The organism is Deltaproteobacteria bacterium (genome assembly GCA_016219225.1).
In the GTDB taxonomy this organism is placed as follows: domain Bacteria; phylum Desulfobacterota; class RBG-13-43-22; order RBG-13-43-22; family RBG-13-43-22; genus RBG-13-43-22.
This window is the reverse complement of record JACRBX010000023.1, coordinates 1-20,094: the sequence shown is the minus strand read 5'-3', so window position 1 is coordinate 20,094 and position 20,094 is coordinate 1. Positions and strand designations below refer to the sequence as shown.

Below are 20,094 nucleotides of genomic sequence, written 5' to 3'. Positions count from 1 at the left end.
GACCGTCCCCATTCGTTTTCATCGGAAATCTGATCGATGAAATAGCGGATCTTCGGTATGTCCCCGCGGCCGAAAAGGAGAAGGCAGTGGGCTGGTTCACCGTCACGGCCGGCCCGCCCGGTCTCCTGGTAATAGGCCTCCAGGCTCTTGGGGAGATCGCCATGGAGGATGAAGCGGACATTGGGCTTATCGATACCCATGCCGAAGGCAATGGTGGCCACGATCACTTCGATCTTGTCGAGGTTAAAGGCCTCCTGATTTCCCCGCCGCCTGTCGTCATCCAGCCCGGCATGGTAAGGCAAGGCCCGGATGCCCTGGCTCTCAAGAAGGAGAGCCGTCTCATCCACGCTCTCCCGGGTCGTACGATAGACAATGCCGGACTCTCCCGGCCGCTTTTTTACATAATCGAGGATTTGGGCTTCCACATCGGTCTTGGGGGAAACCTCATAGAAAAGGTTGGGGCGGTCGAAGGAAGCCCGGACCAGGTGGGGATTGCGCAACCCGAGCCGGTCGACGATGTCCCGCTGGACCCGCCTGGTAGCCGTAGCGGTAAAGGCGGTCACCGGGAGTGCGGGAAAATTTTTGACCATCTCGGAGAGGAAAAGATAATCGGGCCGGAAATCATGGCCCCATTCGGAGATGCAATGGGCCTCATCAATAGCCATCAGGCACAAATTGGCCCGTTTCAGATTGTTGAAGAAGGTCTCCATCGCCAATCGCTCCGGTGAGACATAAAGCAGGTCGAGCCGGCCGGCCATAAGCTCACTTAAGACCTTCAGCCGCTCCTGATCGGCTTGGGAGCTATTGAGGAAAGCGGCCCGCAGTCCATTCCCCCGGGCGGCATCAACCTGGTCCTTCATCAGGGAAATCAAGGGACTGATGACTAAGCAGGTTCCGGGCAGCAAATGGGCCGGCAGTTGAAAACAGAGTGATTTACCGCCGCCGGTGGGCATGACCACGAAGCAATCCCGACCATCAAGAATCGCCCGGACCACTTCTTGCTGAAGGGGCCTGAATGAATCAAAGCCGAAAACTTTCTTAAGGACCGCCATCACCCGGCTATCGTCAATGGCTGGGCCTCCATATTTTTTTAGATCGGGGTGCGATCCGGCAGCAGGAGGAACGGCCTCCCCTTTTTGCGCCCACCGGCCGGGAAGAAATTCGATGACACCGGCAAGGAGCTTCCAACAGGGATTCCCTTCTCCCGGCCAGCCCTTTGGGCGAAAGGGCATACTGAGGCTCACCGTAATCAGACAGTGCGGTCCTGGTTGATATCCGGTTTCCAGCTTCTCCACCAGCATCGGGTCGGTAATGCGCGTCCGCAGTCGCTCCCCGGATCGGGAGACAAAGGAACCGTCCCACTTCCGGCCGCCTTGAATGCTCGGACCCATATCGAAGATCTGAAATTCGAAGGCTTCCACTAATTGAAGGGTGCGGCGTTCCTTAAAGGGAATGGACCGGAGATACTCCACCGTCACGTAGGCTTCGCTGTTGTGCAGGATGAAGCGTTCACGGACGCAGAAGGGAAGAAGGTCAGCGGCCGAGACCGATCCGGCGAGATGCCATGAGCCGGGAAGGATCGACCGGTTCTCCATTTCAAATCCGAAATCAGGTCCCCCGGAGTCCAGGGGGATCTCGATCACCTGGCCCAGTTTCGGGATTGGTCCGCCGGTTTTAAACATGGAGCGCTCCAGGCGGCCATCCTCCAGGCCGGATACCGGACGTATCCATTGGCCGGTATCGGCCCGGACACCCGCCAGGCAGTAAGCACCGTGTTTTCGGGAATTGGCTAAACAGATAATCCGGGTCAGAGGTGGCATAAGATGAGGTCCCCCAGCCGGTCCCGCAAATATTCGGCTATCAGGCGTCGATGGCATTGTTCTGCCGTGGGCTCGGAGCAGAGCAGGCAGGCCCGGTCGAGCATGGCCCGGTCGATGGTCCTTTCGATTCTGCGCCCTTTAATGATTTCCCCGAATTCAGGCACGTATGCATCCCATCCAATGGATTTCTTCCGGTACCGGTCCAGCAAGTCCTGGGTGGGCGCCCAATCGGGACGGGCCAGATACTCAATATCGCAGATGGCCCTCAGGAAATAGGCCAGATCATCCCTCTTGGCAAAACCGGCCAACTGGGAGACGTTGTTGAGTCTGACGTCTATGAGCCGCCTGATTCCTGCCTTTTTGAGGACGGCAAAAAACTCCTCGGCACTCTTTTTAGTAAAGCCGATGGTATAGAGCCGGGTTTCACTCATCTTTCTTCTCCTCGTGGGCCTTTTCCTCGTAGGCAATGCGTTTTCCCTGGATATCGTAGGCCTCTTCGGTCAATTCTTCCAGGGTGGCAAAGAGATGGTTCTCCTGTATACCGAGAGACTGCCTGAGCCGGCGCTCGGTCTGGGGGTTTTCCTCGGCCTTTCCATCTTCAAGAATATGCCTGATTACCGGAAGGTGCGGCCGCAAGTGGCGGCAGACCAGAATCATCCGGTGGCAGGTGATGGGGTCTTTTTCAGCGCAGAGCAGGGCAATCCGATAGGTTTCCATCCCCTTGCGGATGCGGGCCAGTCCATTTCGAAAAAGCCCGGTTTGAGCCACGAGGTCGAAGTCCAATTTCCCGTCTACATAGCAGGCCGGATCTTCGCTGCGGGCCCCGAGCTCTTTGCCTAGGAAGACATACTCCATCCCGGCCTCCCGGACGGCCTTCTGTAAAGGCCCCTGATTGAATTGCGGGGTATAGCGGCTGAAGGGCATGGAACGCACGTCGGCCACGGCCGATACCCGGTGCAGGGAGAGGAGATGTAGAAAATGTTCGACCGGGTGATTGGAGTGGCCGATGGTGTAAAGGGGATTGGGTTGATTTTTACTTTTTTCTTCAATGGCCATAATGGTTGACTAACCCAATGCCTGCCAAGTTAGGCCGGGCACACTTAGAGTACGGCAGCGGAGGGTTGTTGTCTTTTTTATCATTGGTCCCTATAAGCTCTTGGCGAGTCTTGCGAGCTTGACGTATTGTGGCCACGGGGCTGCAATATGTCAATATTTTTTTGAATTGAAAAAAAGAATGAGGCCGGATTCTAAGAGAACCCTTATTACCTGGTTTTAAACAAACGGCCGGCTGAAAATAATTTCAGGAATACGACTTGACATAAAGTGGAACTTCGTCGTAAATATCGGCTGGAAGAAGGATCTTTACTGATTGCTGAAGAAAAGACGGAAGGTATTCTTTTAGGAATAAGTCACCGTGATTATCCCATACGAAAGATTAATCCCCACGGCCTTGCAAGGGCTTATCGAAGAATTTGTAACCCGGGATGGTACTGATTCCGGCTATACCAAAACATCGCTTGAAGAAAATGTGGAAATGGTAAAGAAACAACTACAACGAGGAGAAGCTTTTATTGTTTATGATGAGGCCACCCAGACCGCTAATATTGTGTCTAAAAATTATCTTGAACAAAAAATCGGCTTCAATCACAAAATTTCCGGCACCTCCGGGCGAAGGTCAGGTAAGGTCCGGGAGCCCCTTTAGAAGCGCCTCGGCCACCTTGTTGTCATGGTAGTCGGTATCTCCCATCAGGGTTGAGAAGGCCTTGGCCCTTCGGAAGAAGAGCCCGATATCCGCCTCCCGGGCGGTGCCGATCCCCCCATGGATGTGACAAGCCCGCTCGCTTATGAACTTGGCGTTCTCGTCCATGGCCGATTTGAGAACCGAGGCCTCGACGCTAAAATCCTCATCGGCGTCGATCATCGAGGCCACCTTATATAAATAGCTCCACCCCGTCTCGTAGGCCAGCGCCATATTGGCCATGAAGTGCTGGATCGCCTGGTAACTCCCGATCGGCTTTCCATATTGCTCCCGTTCCTTGGCGTACCGGACGGTGAGGTCAATGGCGCCCTTGCACCCCCCGACCATCTCCGCGGCCTTGGCGACCGTCGCCTTTGGCGCCATCTTCTCAAGCACCTCCCAACCTTTCCCCGGTTGGCCGAGAACCTCTTTTTGAGAGATCCTGACGTCTTCGAAAATCACCCGGCAACAATTGTCCATGCCGATGGTCGGCATCTTGCTGCAGGTAATCCCGGGAGCTTTGGCCTCCACCAGAAAAAGGGTGATCCCCGGATCGGCCCGGGCAACGACGATCAGCTTATGCGCGATGTTCGCGTCCATTACAAACATCTTGGTTCCATTCAGGACGACCCGGTCGCCCTGAGCGACGGCCCTCATCCGGATGCCGGTGGGGAGATAGCTCGCTTCCTCCTCATACTGGGCCAGGGCCATGATCAGGCTCCCATCAAAAATCTTTCCCAACAGGTCTTTTTTCTGCTCCTCGGTCCCCCCGGCCAGGATGGTCAGGCCGCACTGGATCACGGTAGAGAAAAAGGGGCTCGGGAAACAGGCCCGGCCGATCTCCTCCTGGAGGATGACGGTGAACATGAATTCCCCGCCAAACCCGCCGTACGCCTCGGGGAAAGACATCCCGAACCAGCCGAGGTCGGCCATCTTGGGCCAGAGATCGGGGGCATATCCCTGGGCGCTCTCCTCGAGCTGCCTCACCTTGTCAAAGGGGCACTCGTTAGTCAGGAATCGGCTGACCGACTCTCGAAAGGTGTTCTGTTCGGTCGTAAAATCGAGATCCATCGTTCTCCCTCCCTTACTTTGTCCGGGGCAGCATGAGGCCGACCCAGGCGATCAGATTACGCTGGATTTCCGAGGAGCCGGCGGCAATGTTCATCCCGATAGCCATCTGAAAGGCGTCGATCATGCTTCCACCCATGGGCGCCCAATCGGATTGCTCCAATTGACCGTAGAGGCCCATGGCCTCCGTGGCGGCCGTGGCCAGCCGCTGGTTGAGTTCGGTGCCGTATACCTTGGCCATAGAGGCCATGGTCACGGCCCTCATGGCATTCCCCTTATGCTGCGTCCAGGCACCCATATAGGACAGGGCGATGCCCAGTTCGATGTCGCGGTAAAGTTTGGCCAACCGTTGACGCACCAACGGATTCTCAGACAGGGCCTTGCCGTCCCGCTCGGTGTTTTTGACATACCGGACCAATTCCGCCAGCACGGTCTTTGCTCCGGCGAAGTACCCGATCCCGGACCGCTCGAAGTTCATAGTCTCGCGGGTAAGCCCCCACCCCTCTCCCTCTTGACCGATCCGGTTGGCCTCAGGGATCTTGACATCGGTAAAGAAAATCTCATTGTAGACGTGTTTACCGTTCATGTATTGGATCGGCCGGACCTCGATTCCGGGCAGGTCCTTCTGACAATAGAAAACCGAGAGCCCGGCGTTCCTCCTGCTGGACGAATCCGTGCGCAGGAGCAGGAAGATGTGATCCGCGAAGTGGGCGCCGGTCGTCCAGATCTTCTGGCCGTTGACGATATAATAATCCCCTGCCTTAAACGCGGTGGCTCGGACCGAGGCGAGATCCGATCCGGCGTTAGGTTCACTCCATCCCTGGCAGTAGTGCACCTCGCCCTTGGCGATGGGAGGGAGGATCCGCTTCTTCTGCTCCTCGGTCCCGCCGATGAGCACCGTCGGTGCGAACATCTCCACACCCCAGGGATCGACCCCCGGTGCACGGTACTTGGCCCGCACCTCGTTGAACAACTGCTGCTCGACAATGGGAGCATCGCACCCGCCGTAAGCCTTGGGCCACGGCCTCGAAAGCCAGCCCTTTTCTCCGAGCTTCTTTCCCAGGGTGCGGTGGAATTTCCAGCTTTCCTCGCTGGCCAACAAGGCCTCCAGCCCCCCGGTCGTTTCCGGAGCCTGTTTCATCTCCTCCCGGAAGAAATCCTCGAACGCTAGCTTCAGCGCCCTTTGTTCCTCGGTTAATTTGAAATCCATTGCGCTTCCTCCTCCCTGTTGAAGGCCCGCCCATCCGGAGACGGTCACTTTCCGGACTGAATCAAACCGGCGGTACACCGTGTATCTTGGCCCTGTCCGGTAATCGCTCCTTTTTGCCTCTGGTGATCTCCAGGGCCTGGATGATCTTTTTCCGGGTATCTTTGGGGAGGATGATCTCGTCGATCATCTGGGTGGTCCAGGCATAGGCGGCCTCGAAGACGTCGACCTTTTCCCGGGAGCGGTTGAGATAGGCCTCGTAGGCATCCTCCTCGATGCCTTTCCCGTAAAGAACCCGGTAATCGGCAGTGGAAGCCTCCACGGCAAACCGGGCGATGGGCCAGGCATAGGTCAGGTCCGGGCCCATGCTCTTCACCGCACCCATGATCAGGCTTCCGGCGTCTGCGTAGGCTTCCCGCAGGATGATGCTGATTTTGGGCACGGTGGTCGTGGCATAGACATCGGTGATCTTGCCCAGATGTCTGTTCAATCCCCTGACTTCTTCTGACTCGCCGGGGACTATGGGCGGTGTGTCCACCAGGTTTATCAGGGGGATATTATAGGCATCCAGGACCTGCAGAAAACGGTAGTATTTATCACAGGAATTAATCTCCAGGATGCTCCCCGGATAAAGGGGATTGTTGGCCGCAAGGCCCACCACTTCCCCATTAAAGCGGCAAAAGCAGGTGATCAGATTCTTGGCGTACTCGTCCTTGATCTCAAAGAATTCTCCATCATCGACAATGGCCTTGATGACTTCAAGCATATCATAGGTCTGTTCGAAGTCATCGGGGACCAGGTCCGCAAGACTATTCACTTCCCGGTCCGGATCATCGGTCTTTTCCCAGGCCGGAGGTTTTTCCCGGTAGTTTTGGGGCAGATAACGGAGCAGATCCCGGCATTTCCGAATGGTGACCTGATCGTCGTCGCCGACCACATCACAGGAGCCGCTGAACTTCATGTGATAATCCGCCCCGCCCACCTCCCGGTCAAATATTTCCGAGGTGGCCGCCTGGGTCTGGCGCGGACCGCCTAACCACATGTTTCCCGAGATGCGGCTCATGAGCAGGAAATCGCATAAGGTCGGCAGATATGCCCCGCCGGCGATACAGGGTCCCATGAGGATGGTGATCTGAGGAAAGACGCCGGAATACAGGGACTGCAATCTGAAATGCCAATCAAAGCCGGCCATGGGCACATCGGCATACCCCAGACGCCCCCCGGAAGAATCCAGAAGGTTGACCATGGGGATACCCCACTGGGCCGCCATCTCCAGGGGTTTGGCAAACTTGGTCAGGTGCTGGATACCGGTCGACCCCCCCAGGACGGTAAAATCGGTGGCGTGGATCATCATCAGACGGCCATGGATCCGGGCGGTACCGATAATCGCCCCGTCACAGGGGGCATCCGGTATGCGCCCATCAATACGCCGGCCCGTGGTGCCGACAAAGGAACCCAACTCTTGAAAGCTTCCCGGGTCTATCAGGCAATCGATCCTCTCCCGGACGGTCATCTTGCCCCGACGGTGCTGCCTCTCGATGTGTTCGATACCGCCCCCCAGGAGATTCTTTTCTTGAACGGCCTGATATTTCCTGACCGCTTCTTCCATTCTCTTTCCCATATGACTAATCGCTCCTTTGCCCAGTAAACCCTCATGCTCTACAGGTCACTGCGAAATTTGAAAATATCTTTTACCGCCCCCCGGACCCTGACCCCCGACCCCTGAATGCGCCGAACTCTGAACTCCGAACTCTATCTCACGCCGGTTTGATGAAACGTCTCTTTTCCGGAACCTTCTCTGATTTGTCGACCGTTGCCCGCAGGGCCTGGATAATCCTGGGTCGGGTCTCTCGCGGATCGATGATTTCATGGACCGTATAGTAGGTGGTAAAAAGCTTGCCCATGTTTAAAACGCTGAATTGTTCTTTGAGGATGCTCAGAAAGAAATTGTAGACCTGGTCATAATTGCCTTCTTCCTTGGCCTTGGCCAGCTCTTTATGAAAGACGGCCTGGACGATGGACTCCGGTCCCGTGGGGGCGAACTCCGTCGTCGGCCAGCCATAGATGAAATCAGGACCCATCTTGCTGCAACCCAGGACGATATTCGATCCGCCGTAGGAACGCCTCAGCACCAGGGAGACCTTGGGGTTGGTCAGGTGGGAATAGCCGTGCAGATTCTTGGCCCCGTGCCGGATGACCCCCATCCTCTCCCATCGGTCGCCGGGTGGGAAGGCCGGAGTGTCGGAGATCGTGATCAAAGGGATATTAAAGGCATCCAGAAACATGATGAACCGGTCGTATTTATCCGAGGAATCCGGCTCCATGATACCGCTCAGCTCGTCCGGATTGCTGGCGGCAATACCGGCCACCATCCCGTCAAACCGGGCTAACCCGATAATCATGTTGGGGGCAAAGTCGACCTTCAATTCAAAAAATTCGCCGTCATCCACGATAAGGTCGATGACCTCGTGCATATCATAGGGAAACTTGGGATCGTCGGGCATGACCTCCAGCAAAGACTCTTCCCGTCTCTCGGGATCATCATCGGATTTCAGGGGCACCGGTTTTTTCCAGCAGTTTTGAGGGATAAAACTAAGGAGTCGTCTGGCAAGGGAAATGGCTTCCTCATCATTTTCAGCGACAAGGTCACACTGACCGCTCTTTTCCATATGAAAGTCGGCCCCTCCGGCCTCCTCGGAATGCTTCTCCCCACCCAACCACAGGAAGGCGCTATGCCGATTCATGATCAGGAAGTCCGACAGGACCGGCACCTGGGCCAGAGGCCCGGTACAAGGTCCCAAAAGCAAGCTGATCCTGGGGATGACCCCGGAATAGAGGCAATAGTTCCGGACCAATCGGCCCAATCCGTGAAGACCCACATAGCCGCCTTTAAAGCCGATCCTGGAGCCGGCCGAATCAAAAAGTCCGATAATGGGGACCTGCTCCTGCCCGGCCATCTGGACGAGCTCGGCCATCTTCCAGACCCCCTGGTCTCCAAGGGAACCGGACATGACCGTAAAGTCCAGGGCATAGACCATGACGGTCTGACCATTGACTTGGGCCGTCCCCATGACCACCCCGTCCGAGGGACTCGGCCTTTCCTTCCCGGCCAAGCCGACGCGAAACTCCCTGACCCGGGAACCGATTTCCTCAAAAGAGCCGGGGTCGGCCAGGCGGTCGATACGCTCCCGGGCGGTCAGCTTGCCGAGGCCGTGCTGCACTGCGATCCGTTCTTTCCCGCCCCCTTCAAGATTTTCCCGGCGGTTTTCATAAAGCCTTTCCAGATAACCATTCATCCATTGTCCCATAAGGTACCTCTTCGTTCGATTTCGGATTTCGGAATTCGGATTTCGGAATTTAAGAGAAACCCGCTTCCATTGTGGAAGATTCCGTTCAGCGTTCAAAGTGCATGGTGTCCGGTTTTACCTTAAACCTTGGACCTTGAACCTTTCTTTAAAGTCCCAGACCGCGGGCTACTTTTTCCAGGTGATGATCGCTGTCTCCAAAGGCCATTTCCCCGGCCTTGGCCTTCCGGTAAAAAAGGTGCATATCATGTTCATCGCAATAGGATATGGCCCCATGGACCTGGAGGCCTAATCGTGTAACCCGTCGGGCGGCATCGCTCGTCCAGGCTTTGGCCATGGCGGCCTCCCGGCCGGCCGGCAGCCCTGCGGCCAGCCTCCAGGCCGCCTGATAGGTGATGAATCGGGCGCCGTCTACATCAATCACCATATCGGCGCAGTGGTGCTGAACCGCCTGAAAGCTGCCGATAGGTTGTCCGAACTGCTCGCGCTCTTTGGCATAGGTTACGGTCAGGTCTAAGACGGATTGGAGACCTCCGACCATCTCGGCGCATTTGGCCACCGTTGCCTTTTCCTGTAAGGGCTCAAGAAGAGCCGGCTTCTTCCCCGGTTCTTCAAGGATGTTTTCAGCCGGCACTTTTACCCGGTCGAAAACAACCTCACATTGTTTGTCATAGGCCAGGGTATTAAGCAAGGTGCACCGAACCCCCGGGGCCTTCCCTTCCACCAGAAAAAGGCTGACCCCCTCCCCTGAATCGGTTCGGGCCGCACACAGTATATAATCGGCGATGTGGGCGTTGTCCACGAATAATTTGGTCCCTTCGAGGATATAATCCTCTCCTTCTCTGGTGGCCGCAGTGGAAATAGAGGATACCTCAAACCAGGCATCCGGTTCCATCAGGGCAGGGGTAAGGATCAATTCCCCCCTGGCCATCTTGGGAAGGATTCTCTGCTTCTGCTCTTCCGAACCGCCGGAAAGAATGGCCAGGCCGCTCACCACCGTGGAAAAATAAGGTCCCGGACAGCAGACTGCTCCCATGGATTCCATAATGATCGACAAATCCAGGAAATCACCTCCGATGCCGCCGTATTCCTCGGGAACCATAACCCCAAGCCACCCCAGATCGGCCATCCGGTCCCAGAGCTTTTGAGAATAGCCCCTTTCATCCTCTCGCATCTCCTTCATCAAAGAAGGCGGGCATTCGTTTTTTAAAAAATTACGGGCCGCAGACTTCAACAGGTTCTGTTCTTCCGTGAATTCAAGGTCCATCCTCTATCGCTCCTTTCCTCTTGTCCTTTTGAAACACCCCTTCACTTTCTGGGGAGCCCCAGACCCCTGGTGGCGATAATGCTTTTCTGGATTTCATTCGTACCACCGCCGATCCCCATGGAGGGGGAGGTGAGGAATAACCGTAAACCTTCTCCCTGAAGGGGGGCCCATTTTGAACCGCGATCGATCTGGCTGAACGGCCCGAGAATATGCATGGTTACATCAGTCAACCGCCCCAGGAGCTCGGCCCCGAAGACCTTGCTGACCGAGGCCTCATAGTTGGGAACCTTACCCTTAGTCTGCAGCCAGGTGATCCGGTAACAAAGAATCCTCAGGACTTCGGCCTCCACCGAGAGTTGCGCCAATCGCCTCCTGATTCCAGAATCATCGGCCAGCAGTCGGCCGTCTCTTTTGGTCTCTTTACAGTATTGCACAAGCTTTTCAACCATCCGTTTTACCCTGGCCGGCGTACCGACCCCCGATCGTTCAAAATCAAGGGCCGTAGCTAATTGATACCATCCCCTGTTTTTTTGACCTACCAGATTTTTGCCGGGAACCCGGACATTGTCAAAAAAGACTTCGTTAAATGAATGGAAGCCGGTCATATTGATCAAAGGACGGACGGTAATTCCCGGGGTTTTCATATCCACAATGAACATGCTGATGCCCTTGTGCTTGGGCACCTCCGGATCCGTTCGGGCCGCCAGCCAACAGTAATCGGCCCGATGGGCGATGGAGGTCCAGACCTTCTGGCCGTTGACCAGGAACCCGTCCCCCTCCTCAACCGCGGTGGTCCTGAGGGCGGCCAGATCCGACCCGGCATTGGGTTCGCTGTAACCGAGGCAGAAGGTGATCTCCCCCCTGGCCGCGGGGGGAAGGTACTGCTGCTTCTGTTCCCCGGTCCCGTAAATCATAATGGTCGGGCAGACCCAGCCGATGGTTATGGCCGTTTCGATTCCCGTGGGAGTCCCTATGGCGGCCATCTCTTCATCCAGGATGAATTGTTCCACCTGGGAGCGCCCGAGACCGCCGTACTCCGGAGGCCAGGTCAGGGCCAACCACCCCTTTTGCCCCAGTTTGCGGTTCCATTCCTTGGTGATGGCCCAGGATTCATCGGTCTCTTCCCAGATCTGATACCCAAGCTCTTTCCACCTTAAAGGGACTTCCTTTTCGAGGACCTTCCTGACTTCAAGACGAAATTGTTCCTGTTCCGGGGTAAATTGAAAACGCATCGCTCAGACTCCTTCGAATAATTTCCTGATATTGGTTTGAGATTTCTTCAACCCCCACTTTCCCCGATAGTTTGCACTAAATTATATGCAAAACGATAAAATGTAAAATGATTTTTTTCACCGGTATTCGGGCAACCGATTTTTTGTAACACTATAGCCCTTTGAAAAACTTGAAGCTGAAACCATCTCATGATAGCTTTCTACCTCGTCATTCCGGTGAAAACCGGAATCCAGTTTTTTTGTCGCAGAATAATTTCTGGATTCCGGCTTTCGCCGGACTGACGGAGAGGTTGCCGACGCTATTTCAAAGGCCTAAATTGATACGATTTTTTTTAACTTTACAACGACTTCTTCGGTCTATAAAATTAAAGAAGACGTTAAAGAAACGTTATGGAGGGAAGAATATGAAAAAGATTATCGGTTTGCTGAGTATCTTTCTTATGTTAACCCTGTTAATGCCCGTTAAACCGGCCGAAGCGCGTGGGGGTGGTGGAGGATTCCTTCCCGGATTGATTATCGGCGGCGTCCTGGGGTGGGGTTTGTCGCCCCGTTACTATCCACCGGCTTATTATTATCCTCCGCCTCCGCGCTATTATTATCCTCCGCCGGAATATTATTATCCTCCTCCGGAATATCGTTATCCCCCTCCGAGAGAAACCGGTCAAACGCCGCCCTCGGGAGGCCGGATGTTTGTTTATCCCCGCCAGGGTCAAAGTGAAGAGCAACAGGGAAGGGATCGTGACGAGTGCCATAACTGGGCCGTGAACCAGACGGGCTACGATCCGGCTAAGCCCCTTGACATTGTCCCCGATGATCAGACCATTCAGAAGAGCGTGGACTTTTTCAGGGCTATAAGCGCCTGTCTTGATGCTCGCGGTTATACCGTGCGATAGAAAGAAACTGCCAACCCGGCTTTCTCGGATTATAAAAGGTTATCGGTCGGGGGGCACCTCTTCACCGCAAAGGCGCGAAGAACGCAGAGAGAATCATATTTGTTCAATCCCGTGAGAGGCGGGACCCAATAATTATGCGGTCGACTTCGTCGACCTAAAACAAAGGCTTCCGTTTGGAAGCCGGCAGAAGGATTGCGAAAGCTTTTTCCTTTCTGTCCTCTCAACAGAAAGGAAAAATTGTTCTCTCTTTGCGCCCTTTGCGGCTCTGCGGTGAAAATTGTTTTTCAAAAACTAAACTGATACCTTTTTTCTCCTTGCTCCCTGCCCGGCTCTATTCTATACTGGAACGATCTCATAGAAAATGCTGGCCTTCTTGGTTTAAGCGGTTTATTACTCCGGTTACCGAGTTTCGTCGTTGGTTTTATGCCCCTTAATCCGGAATCGTCCGAGATCGACCGTATGGGAAACAGCCGAATGCCCTGCTTGTCAATTCAGCTTATCCAAGCCCTCTTTATTATCTTTTTTTCCGTTACCCTTTCGTATGCCTCGGCTGGAGACCCGTTGGAAGCCGCTGATCTCTTCGAGAAGATGGAAACCGCTTATGCCCAGGTCACAGACTATCAGACCCGGGTGGAGGTCAAAACCTACAAAAGCAACGGTTCCTTGATGACTGAAAAATTTCTATACACCTTTAAGAAACCCAATCGGATCCGTTTGGATTTTGAATCGCCATATTCTGGCCTGATCCTGGTTTATCCTGATGAAAAGGGAAAGGTAGTGGTTCAGCCCCCAGGGTTGACCCGTTTTATAAGGCTTCACCTGGCTCCGGATAATACCCTCCTGGTCGGCCCTTCGGGACAACGGATAAACCAGACCGATTTAGGGCTGTTGATCCAACATATCATTCGCAGTCTTACGAACCTGCGCCGGAGCCTGGCAGATATTGCGGAAAAGAATGGCGAGGTTCGCATCCGGGTGTCAGCCGACAACCCTTTCCGCCGGGGTGTCGTCACCCTCTATCAATTCTTCATTAATAAAGATCTCTGGCTTCCGGCCAGGGTGGAAGAATCAACACCTGCCGGGCAGCTTCAAAGGATCGTTACGTTTGAAAACCTCAGACTGAATATAGGAATCCCTGATGGTTTTTTTCGATTAGATTAGCTGATGATGGAAGAAATAAGCCAGTCGATGGAAAGCAAAGCTGCCGATAGGAAAGCAGAATGGTTCGTGCCGAAATTCGGGCCGGCCAAATTCAGAACCTTTGTGGGCCTCCTTTTTTTACCCTACACCGCGATGGTCCTTTCTTTTTCAATCGTCGGATCGATGCTGGCCGACCCCATACATTGGGAGAGAATGGTGGCTATGGTCGTTATTTATTTTCTCGGTCTGGGAATAGGGGCCCATGCTTTGGATGCCCTTGGAAGCAAGGGGGTCAAACCCTGGGGAACCGTCTTTTCAAGAAGGCAATTGTGGATCCTGGCTGTGGGTTCTTTGGTCCTGGCCTATTGCCTGGCCATTTATTTTATGGTCCGTTACGTCCCCCTTCTCTGGCCTCTGGCCCTTGGGGAAGGTTTTTTTGTTTTCGCATACAATTTGGAATGGTTAAATGGCAAGTTTCACACGGATAAATGGTTTGCCTTTTCCTGGGGCTTTTTGCCGGTCCTGGCCGGCTACATCATGCAAACCAATACGGTTACCATCGAGGTCCTGGCCCTGGCCGTATCCATGGCCTTCTTCAGCTTCGTCGAGATCAAGGCCTCACGTCCTTACAAAGATCTCAAACAGAGACCAGAGGGCCTTCGGGATGAAGAGAGAGCGTTGATGGCCCGATACGAAACCATTCTCAAAAGTATCAGCCTCGGGGTAATTTTTTTGGGAGGAGGGTTATTGATTTGGCGTCTTCTTCATTAAAGGCTTTTAAAGGATTTCAAGATTATTTAGAGGAGAGAAGACCGTGCCTGGAGATGGCCTTTAAGATGGCCTTGTCCGGCTTGCTGGAAGGTATCCCCTTGCGGGATGCCCCTTCCTTGAGAAAGGCCCTGGAAGGAGGGAAAAAAATCAGGGGATGCCTCTCCTGCCTGATCAATGACGCATTAGGAGGAAATCCCGAGTCGGCCATTCCCCGGGCCGTAGCCGTGGAGATGGTTCAGGCCGCCACCTTAATCCATGACGATTTTGTGGACCAGGACACCGTCAGAGGAGGCCGACCCGCTGTCTGGACCATAGAGGGACCCCGGAGGGCGGTTTTGATTGGTGATGTCCTCTTTGCCACAGCCATTCAAATGATGAGTGATCTGAGCAGAGAAGATGGCTTGTCCATTTCCCTGGCCATCGCTCAAATTGCCCAGGGGGCCTTAAGGGAGCCCCTTGAGCCCTTGATGCTGTCCGGGGAGTTGACCTCCGGCCCGAACACCGACCGGCTCTATGAAAAAATTATCCATCTCAAGACCGGGATCCTCTTTGGAACCGCCTGTCATCTGGGGGCCATTGCCGCCGGGGCCGGCAACAAACTCAGACAGGCCGCCTATCGTTACGGATTACGGATCGGGGAAGCCTACCAGATAGCCGATGATCTTAAAGAAATGAAGCTGCACCTTTCAACGCAGTCCATTAACCCGAGACAAATGACTGCCCTGGCACCGGCTTTTCTCCATTTCCTCAAGGGGATGGATCCCCATCTTTTAGAATTCCTGGATGGAAGAACGGATTTGAATGGCCCGCCGTTGGAATGTTTCGCGGCTGCTGCCGGGCTTATGGAGAATGAAATCCAGTACCGACTGCGGGGTGCGGTATCTGAAATAGAAGGGGATTTCCCCGATAACGGATCCATCGATCTAGCCCGAAAGACCCCGGAAGACATCATTCGGATGTTTAACGAATCCTGAAAATCTGAAGTGTCACAAGGCCGTGACACTTCAGATTTTTAAAGAAAGGAAAATTATTTCTCCTTTGCGTTCTTCGCGCCTCTGCGGTGAAAACAGTTTTTCAAAAAGCTAAAAACGGATACCAAAACCTTATTCTTTCCGCGCGGTGACGATGGCCGCAGTGCTTAGGGTAAACGACTGCCGGGTGATAGAAGAAAAACCGTTTTTCTGCAGGGACTCAATCAGTTCGGCGGTCCATTGGGACTCCCGGAGCAAACCGGGCAGGCCATCGAAGATGGCCTTCCATTGCGGATATTTCCAGGTCCCAAGGGTCTGCAAGAGTTTGAAATAAAGCTCCCAGATCCGGGCAAAGGAACGGCTTTGCGGGTAGGAAAAATCCTGCATAATGAGCATCCCCCCCTTTCGGAGCATGGCCTTCATGTTTCCGGTCAGTTTGCCGATCTCGGCGTATTTGGCTAAATAACAGGAGGTGATGCAGTCAAAACCCCCATCCGGATGAACGTCTTCGGCCCGGCCTTGAATAAATTCGATGTGGTTACATTCCAGATCCCTGGCCTTTTCCCTGGCCAGTTGCAGGTATTCGTTCTGCACATCCACCCCGATGATCCGGGCCTTGGGAAACCTTCGGGCAATCATGAAGGTAAAGATCCCGGTGCCGCAGGCCTGGTCCAGGATACCTTGGGAGTCTTCAGGGATCATCCCCAGCATCTTCTGTTTCCAGCGGTGATCAAACCCGAAGGTGCAGAGACGCACTATATGATCATAAGTGCTCCCGGTACCGGGGAAAAATTGGTGCACATAATCCTTTTTCCGGGTTTCCGGGGTCATCTCAGATGCTTTAATAAAAGGGCGGCCTCCCGAAGACCGACCTGCATCCCCATCCTTCGGGAATTTTTTTTTAATACCCAGGCCTCCTTTAATCCCAGGTCCTGTCTTTTTCTGAGCTTATCAATGACCCGGCGCTCGTCCTTCATCCAGTGGAATTCCTTGAGTACGGCCCTGGCATAACCGGCGGCGTCATCCCACCATTTAATCAAAAGCTGAACGCTCCGCATCCCCGGAACGATTCCGTCGCCGGCCAGCGGGGCCACACAACCGATGGCTTCTCCCACTCCCCAGATCTCACCGGATTCGTCGCGGGTGACGAAAGGTTGGGCCAGGTGGGGGCCGGTCAAGCGAATTCTGCCCCCGCAGGCGCAAAGCCTGGTCCTGGTCGGATCATTATTTCCAACCCAGCCCAGGGTCTTAATAATCTGATGGGGGTCGTCCAGGAGACTGCCACAGCCGATATGATATTCCCGGTCGGACAGGGGAAAGCACCAGGCATAGCCTATGCCTCCCAGCTTGATCTGATTGTCGAAGGGGGCTTCGGATTTTATGCGATACTGGATACAGGGCAGGAGGATATCGTCTCGAATCGGAGGGAGCAAGGTCCTGGAAACTCCGGTAGAATCGATGGTCCGGTCATATTGCCGCCGGTCGGGCGCCCCCTGGTTAATCTCGGCCCCTTGGAGCAGATCTTTGATCAACCCGGGTTTATCGAAAGTCATCAGGTCGGCCTTGATCTTCAACCCATCCATCAGGACATAGTCGAAATGCTTCAGGATATACTTCGAAGGTTCCAGGCCGGCGGCCTGCACCAATTCCTGGAAACCTCTGGAAGTCCCCCAGGCACAGGGAGTCAATCCGCACCTGGTCTTTGGCTCCTGATCGAAAAGTTTAATATCACAAGCCCTTGTCTGGAGGAGACGGTAAAGATAAGCCCCGGTCATCCCCGCACCCAGGATGGCGATTTTCAAAGGATTCCCCTTCTGGCAATTTTTAAACCTGATCCGGGAAGCCGATCCGGAAAAGCGCCATCACTGATCCGAAGATATACCGCTTGGCGTTGGGGCCGGCGGTCCTTTCTTAAACTCCCGCCCTCTCCAGATCAAATAAATGGTGGGATAGATGATGAGTTCCATGATCATGGAGGTAATCACTCCGCCCACCATGGGGGCGGCGATGCGTTTCATGACGTCCGAACCGGTGCCGTGACTGAACATAATCGGCACCAGGCCAGCCAGAATGACGCTGACGGTCATCACCTTGGGCCTGATCCGTTTGACGGCCCCGAACATAATGGCTTCTTTGAGATCCGGGATCCCCTTCAAACGGCCTTCTTTTTTCCACCTTTCATAGGCCAGTTCCAGATAGAGCAGCATGACCACCCCGGTTTCGGCATCCAACCCGGCCAGGGCGATAATGCCCACCCAGACGGCGATGCTTAAGTTGTAATTCAGCAAATAAAGCAGCCAGAAAGAACCCACCAGGGAAAAAGGAACGGCCAGCAAAACGATCAGCGTCTTGGTCACCGACTTGGTGTTAAAAAAAATCAGGACAAAGATAATCAGCAGGGTCAGGGGGATGACTAATTTGAGTCTCTCCTCGGTCTTGATCAGATATTCATATTCCCCGCTCCACTCCAGGCGGTATCCTTCCGGGATCTTCAGAGAGGCCACTTTCTTTTTGGCCTCCTGCACATAGCCCCCCACATCGCGGCCGCTGAAATCCACAAAGACATAGAGGCTGAGTAAGCCTTCTTCGCTCTTGATGGCCGTCGGCCCTTTGACAATTTGTATGTCCGCCACTTGACCCAGAGGAACACTGGGGGATTGCGGATTGCGGATTGCGGATTGGGGAAATGAACCCCCCATCTGTGATCCGGAAGTGGCAGCAGACGACGCTTGGGCACCCATACCGCCCAGAGGCACCAATATCCTCTTGATTTGTTCCAGGTCTCCCCGGAGTTCCCGGGCATAGCGAATATTCACCGGATAACGTTCCCGGCCTTCTACGGTGGTAGTGATATTCATGCCGCCGATGGCGGTCTCAACCACTTCCTGAATATCTTCCACGGCCAGACCAAAGCGGGCCGCTTCCTGCCGGTTGACCGTCACATCCAGGAAATATCCGGTGGTCATCCTCTCGGCATAGACGCTGCGGGTCCCCTGGATATCCTTGATATGATGCTCCAGGGCCAGCCCGATCCGTTCCAGTTCCTCCAATTTCGGACCCAGAACCTTGATCCCCACCGGGGTCCGGATCCCTGTAGCCAGCATATCGATCCGGGCCTTGATGGGCATGGTAAAAGAATTGGCCACACCCGGGATGGTCAGGGCGTCATTCATTTCATTCTTCAATGCCTCGACGGTCATCCCCTTACGCCACTGCGATTCCGGCTTGAGGTTGACGACCGTTTCAAACATCTCCAAGGGCGCCGGATCGGTGGCCGTTTCGGCCCGGCCGGCCTTGCCGAAGACCTGGGCTACCTCCGGTATCTGCTTTAGGATTTTGTCCTGCATCTTCAGCAGATCCGTGGCCACTGTGATAGAGGCGGCCGGGACGGTCACCGGCATATAAAACAAAGTCCCTTCATAAAGGGGCGGCATAAATTCCGAGCCGAGTTTCATAAAAGGATATACCGTTGCGGCCAAAACAATGATCGTCAGGATAATAACGGTTTTTTTAAACCGCAAAGCAGCCCGGGCCACCGGCTCATAGAGCTTATGCAGGATGATGCTGAGGGGATTCCTTTCTTCCGGCCTGATCTTTCCCCGGATAAATAAGGTCATCAAGACCGGGGTGATGGTAATGGCCAAAAAGGCAGAAAAAAGCATGGCGAAGGTTTTGGTATAGGCCAGGGGTTTAAAGAGCCTTCCGGCCTGGGCCTGCAGGGTGAATACCGGCAGGAAGCCGACGGTGATGACCAACAGGGAAAAGAAAAGGGACGGCCCTACTTCCTTGGCCGCTTCGATGATCACATCCACGCGAGTCATTGCGGATTGCGGATTGCGGATTGGGGAATTGAGTTTGGCGTTTAGTTCGGAGTTCGGAGTTCGGAGTTCGGAGTTATTTCCCTCCTCACTCACGCCTCGCGCCTCCTGCCTCGTGCCTCCTTCGTCACCCGTCACTCGCCACTCGTCACTCTTTTTCCCCGCCTCCCACTCTTCCAGCTTCTTGTGGGCGTTTTCCACCATGATGATCGAGGCATCCACCATGGCCCCGATGGCGATGGCGATTCCGCTTAAGCTCATGATATTGGAAGTGACTTTCAAATGAACCATGAGGATAAAGGAGATAATAATAGCCAGAGGCAGGGTCAGGATGATGACCAGGGCACTGGGGAGATGAAACAAGAAGACGATGCAGACCACGCTGACGGCTATGGAAAGTTTGATGATCTCCTCTTTCAGGGTGTCGATGGAACGATGGATCAGATCGGACCGGTCGTAGGTGGTAACGATCCCTACCCCTTTAGGCAGGCTGGGCTGGATATCCTTTTTGATTTTTTCCTTGACCCGCTCGATGACTTTCAGGACATTTTCACCGAACCGGACCACCACGATCCCGGCGGCCACCTCCCCTTTTCCATCCAGCTCGGCCACCCCCCGGCGGATTTCCGGACCGAGTTGGATTCGGGCCACGTCTTTCAGCAAGATCGGGGTCCAACTTACCGACAGCATCTATGTGGTGCTGAACATGCGCATTATGACCATCGCGGGCGCGTCTGTTCTTAAAAAGCTCGGCACCTCCGGCGAATTCACCAAATGCCTTCACAGCAAAGCCGATCTTGATATCAACCGACGGCTGATCCTGCATTTCCCCGAGGACAACACCATCTGGAGCGTAGGCTCCGG

18 protein-coding genes are annotated in these 20,094 nt (G+C 54.4%); 6 read left to right on the top strand and 12 right to left on the bottom strand.

From position 1 onward, the window contains the following. From HY879_01710 to HY879_01700, 3 genes are all read right to left on the bottom strand, one after another. Positions 1-1,052: ATP-dependent DNA helicase RecQ (locus tag HY879_01710; GenBank protein MBI5602052.1), on the bottom strand; the 1,052-nt coding region annotated here is incomplete at its 3' end. A 755-nt stretch (positions 1,053-1,807) separates the two neighbouring features. Further along, positions 1,808-2,251 (bottom strand): DUF488 domain-containing protein, encoded by a 444-nt coding sequence (locus HY879_01705; protein MBI5602051.1) that lies wholly within the window; start codon positions 2,249-2,251, stop codon positions 1,808-1,810. Then, positions 2,244-2,876, bottom strand: a complete 633-nt coding sequence (locus HY879_01700) for a DUF488 domain-containing protein (GenBank protein MBI5602050.1) — start codon at positions 2,874-2,876, stop codon at positions 2,244-2,246. The genes HY879_01705 and HY879_01700 overlap by 8 nt, the downstream gene beginning before the upstream one ends. Positions 2,877-3,234: 358 nt before the next feature. Between HY879_01700 and HY879_01695 the strand changes: the two genes are divergently transcribed. Continuing rightward, positions 3,235-3,522: a YheU family protein gene (locus HY879_01695; protein MBI5602049.1), complete on the top strand. Its 288-nt coding sequence runs from the start codon at positions 3,235-3,237 to the stop codon at positions 3,520-3,522. On the opposite strand, the gene HY879_01690 is transcribed toward HY879_01695, so the two are convergent. The 6 genes from HY879_01690 to HY879_01665 all read right to left on the bottom strand — a co-directional run bounded on the left by HY879_01690 (position 3,496) and on the right by HY879_01665 (position 11,637). After that, on the bottom strand, positions 3,496-4,629 hold the full coding sequence (locus HY879_01690; GenBank protein MBI5602048.1) for an acyl-CoA/acyl-ACP dehydrogenase: 1,134 nt from the start codon (positions 4,627-4,629) through the stop codon (positions 3,496-3,498). The two genes, HY879_01695 and HY879_01690, sit on opposite strands and share 27 nt — an antisense overlap. A gap of 13 nt (positions 4,630-4,642) precedes the next feature. Beyond that, positions 4,643-5,836 (bottom strand): acyl-CoA dehydrogenase family protein, encoded by a 1,194-nt coding sequence (locus tag HY879_01685; GenBank protein MBI5602047.1) that lies wholly within the window; start codon positions 5,834-5,836, stop codon positions 4,643-4,645. A gap of 61 nt (positions 5,837-5,897) precedes the next feature. Beyond that, positions 5,898-7,454: a propionyl-CoA carboxylase gene (locus HY879_01680; GenBank protein MBI5602046.1), complete on the bottom strand. Its 1,557-nt coding sequence runs from the start codon at positions 7,452-7,454 to the stop codon at positions 5,898-5,900. Between the two features lie 136 nt (positions 7,455-7,590). Further along, positions 7,591-9,141, bottom strand: coding sequence for a propionyl-CoA carboxylase (locus tag HY879_01675; GenBank protein ID MBI5602045.1), 1,551 nt, complete (start codon positions 9,139-9,141; stop codon positions 7,591-7,593). A 145-nt stretch (positions 9,142-9,286) separates the two neighbouring features. Continuing rightward, positions 9,287-10,405 (bottom strand): acyl-CoA/acyl-ACP dehydrogenase, encoded by a 1,119-nt coding sequence (locus tag HY879_01670; protein ID MBI5602044.1) that lies wholly within the window; start codon positions 10,403-10,405, stop codon positions 9,287-9,289. Positions 10,406-10,446: 41 nt separating this feature from the next. Further along, complete coding sequence (locus HY879_01665) at positions 10,447-11,637, bottom strand: acyl-CoA dehydrogenase family protein (protein ID MBI5602043.1); 1,191 nt, start codon at positions 11,635-11,637, stop codon at positions 10,447-10,449. 404 nt (positions 11,638-12,041) lie between these two features. On the opposite strand from HY879_01665, the gene HY879_01660 reads away from it, so the two are divergent. The 4 genes from HY879_01660 to HY879_01645 all read left to right on the top strand — a co-directional run bounded on the left by HY879_01660 (position 12,042) and on the right by HY879_01645 (position 15,415). Then, positions 12,042-12,530, top strand: a complete 489-nt coding sequence (locus HY879_01660; GenBank protein MBI5602042.1) for a hypothetical protein — start codon at positions 12,042-12,044, stop codon at positions 12,528-12,530. A gap of 474 nt (positions 12,531-13,004) precedes the next feature. Further along, a complete protein-coding gene (locus tag HY879_01655) occupies positions 13,005-13,691 on the top strand; it encodes a hypothetical protein (GenBank protein MBI5602041.1) in 687 nt (228 codons plus the stop codon). 27 nt (positions 13,692-13,718) lie between these two features. Next, positions 13,719-14,441, top strand: coding sequence for a hypothetical protein (locus tag HY879_01650; protein ID MBI5602040.1), 723 nt, complete (start codon positions 13,719-13,721; stop codon positions 14,439-14,441). Continuing rightward, a complete protein-coding gene (locus HY879_01645) occupies positions 14,423-15,415 on the top strand; it encodes a polyprenyl synthetase family protein (protein ID MBI5602039.1) in 993 nt (330 codons plus the stop codon). Before HY879_01650 ends, HY879_01645 begins: the two co-directional genes overlap by 19 nt. Positions 15,416-15,544: 129 nt before the next feature. Here the strand turns inward: HY879_01645 and HY879_01640 are convergent, their stop codons facing one another. From HY879_01640 to HY879_01630, 3 genes are read right to left on the bottom strand one after another with little or no spacing between them, the layout of a single operon-like run. Continuing rightward, positions 15,545-16,243, bottom strand: a complete 699-nt coding sequence (locus HY879_01640; protein MBI5602038.1) for a class I SAM-dependent methyltransferase — start codon at positions 16,241-16,243, stop codon at positions 15,545-15,547. Beyond that, the gene (locus HY879_01635; GenBank protein MBI5602037.1) at positions 16,240-17,214 is read right to left on the bottom strand and encodes a hypothetical protein; all 975 of its coding nucleotides are present in this window, start codon (positions 17,212-17,214) and stop codon (positions 16,240-16,242) included. Before HY879_01635 ends, HY879_01640 begins: the two co-directional genes overlap by 4 nt. 60 nt (positions 17,215-17,274) lie before the next feature. Then, positions 17,275-19,881 carry an efflux RND transporter permease subunit gene (locus HY879_01630; GenBank protein ID MBI5602036.1) on the bottom strand — a complete coding sequence of 869 codons (2,607 nt, stop codon included), beginning with the start codon at positions 19,879-19,881 and terminating at the stop codon, positions 17,275-17,277. Between HY879_01630 and HY879_01625 the strand changes: the two genes are divergently transcribed. Further along, positions 19,763-20,094: hypothetical protein (locus tag HY879_01625; GenBank protein ID MBI5602035.1), on the top strand; the 332-nt coding region annotated here is incomplete at its 3' end. The two genes, HY879_01630 and HY879_01625, sit on opposite strands and share 119 nt — an antisense overlap.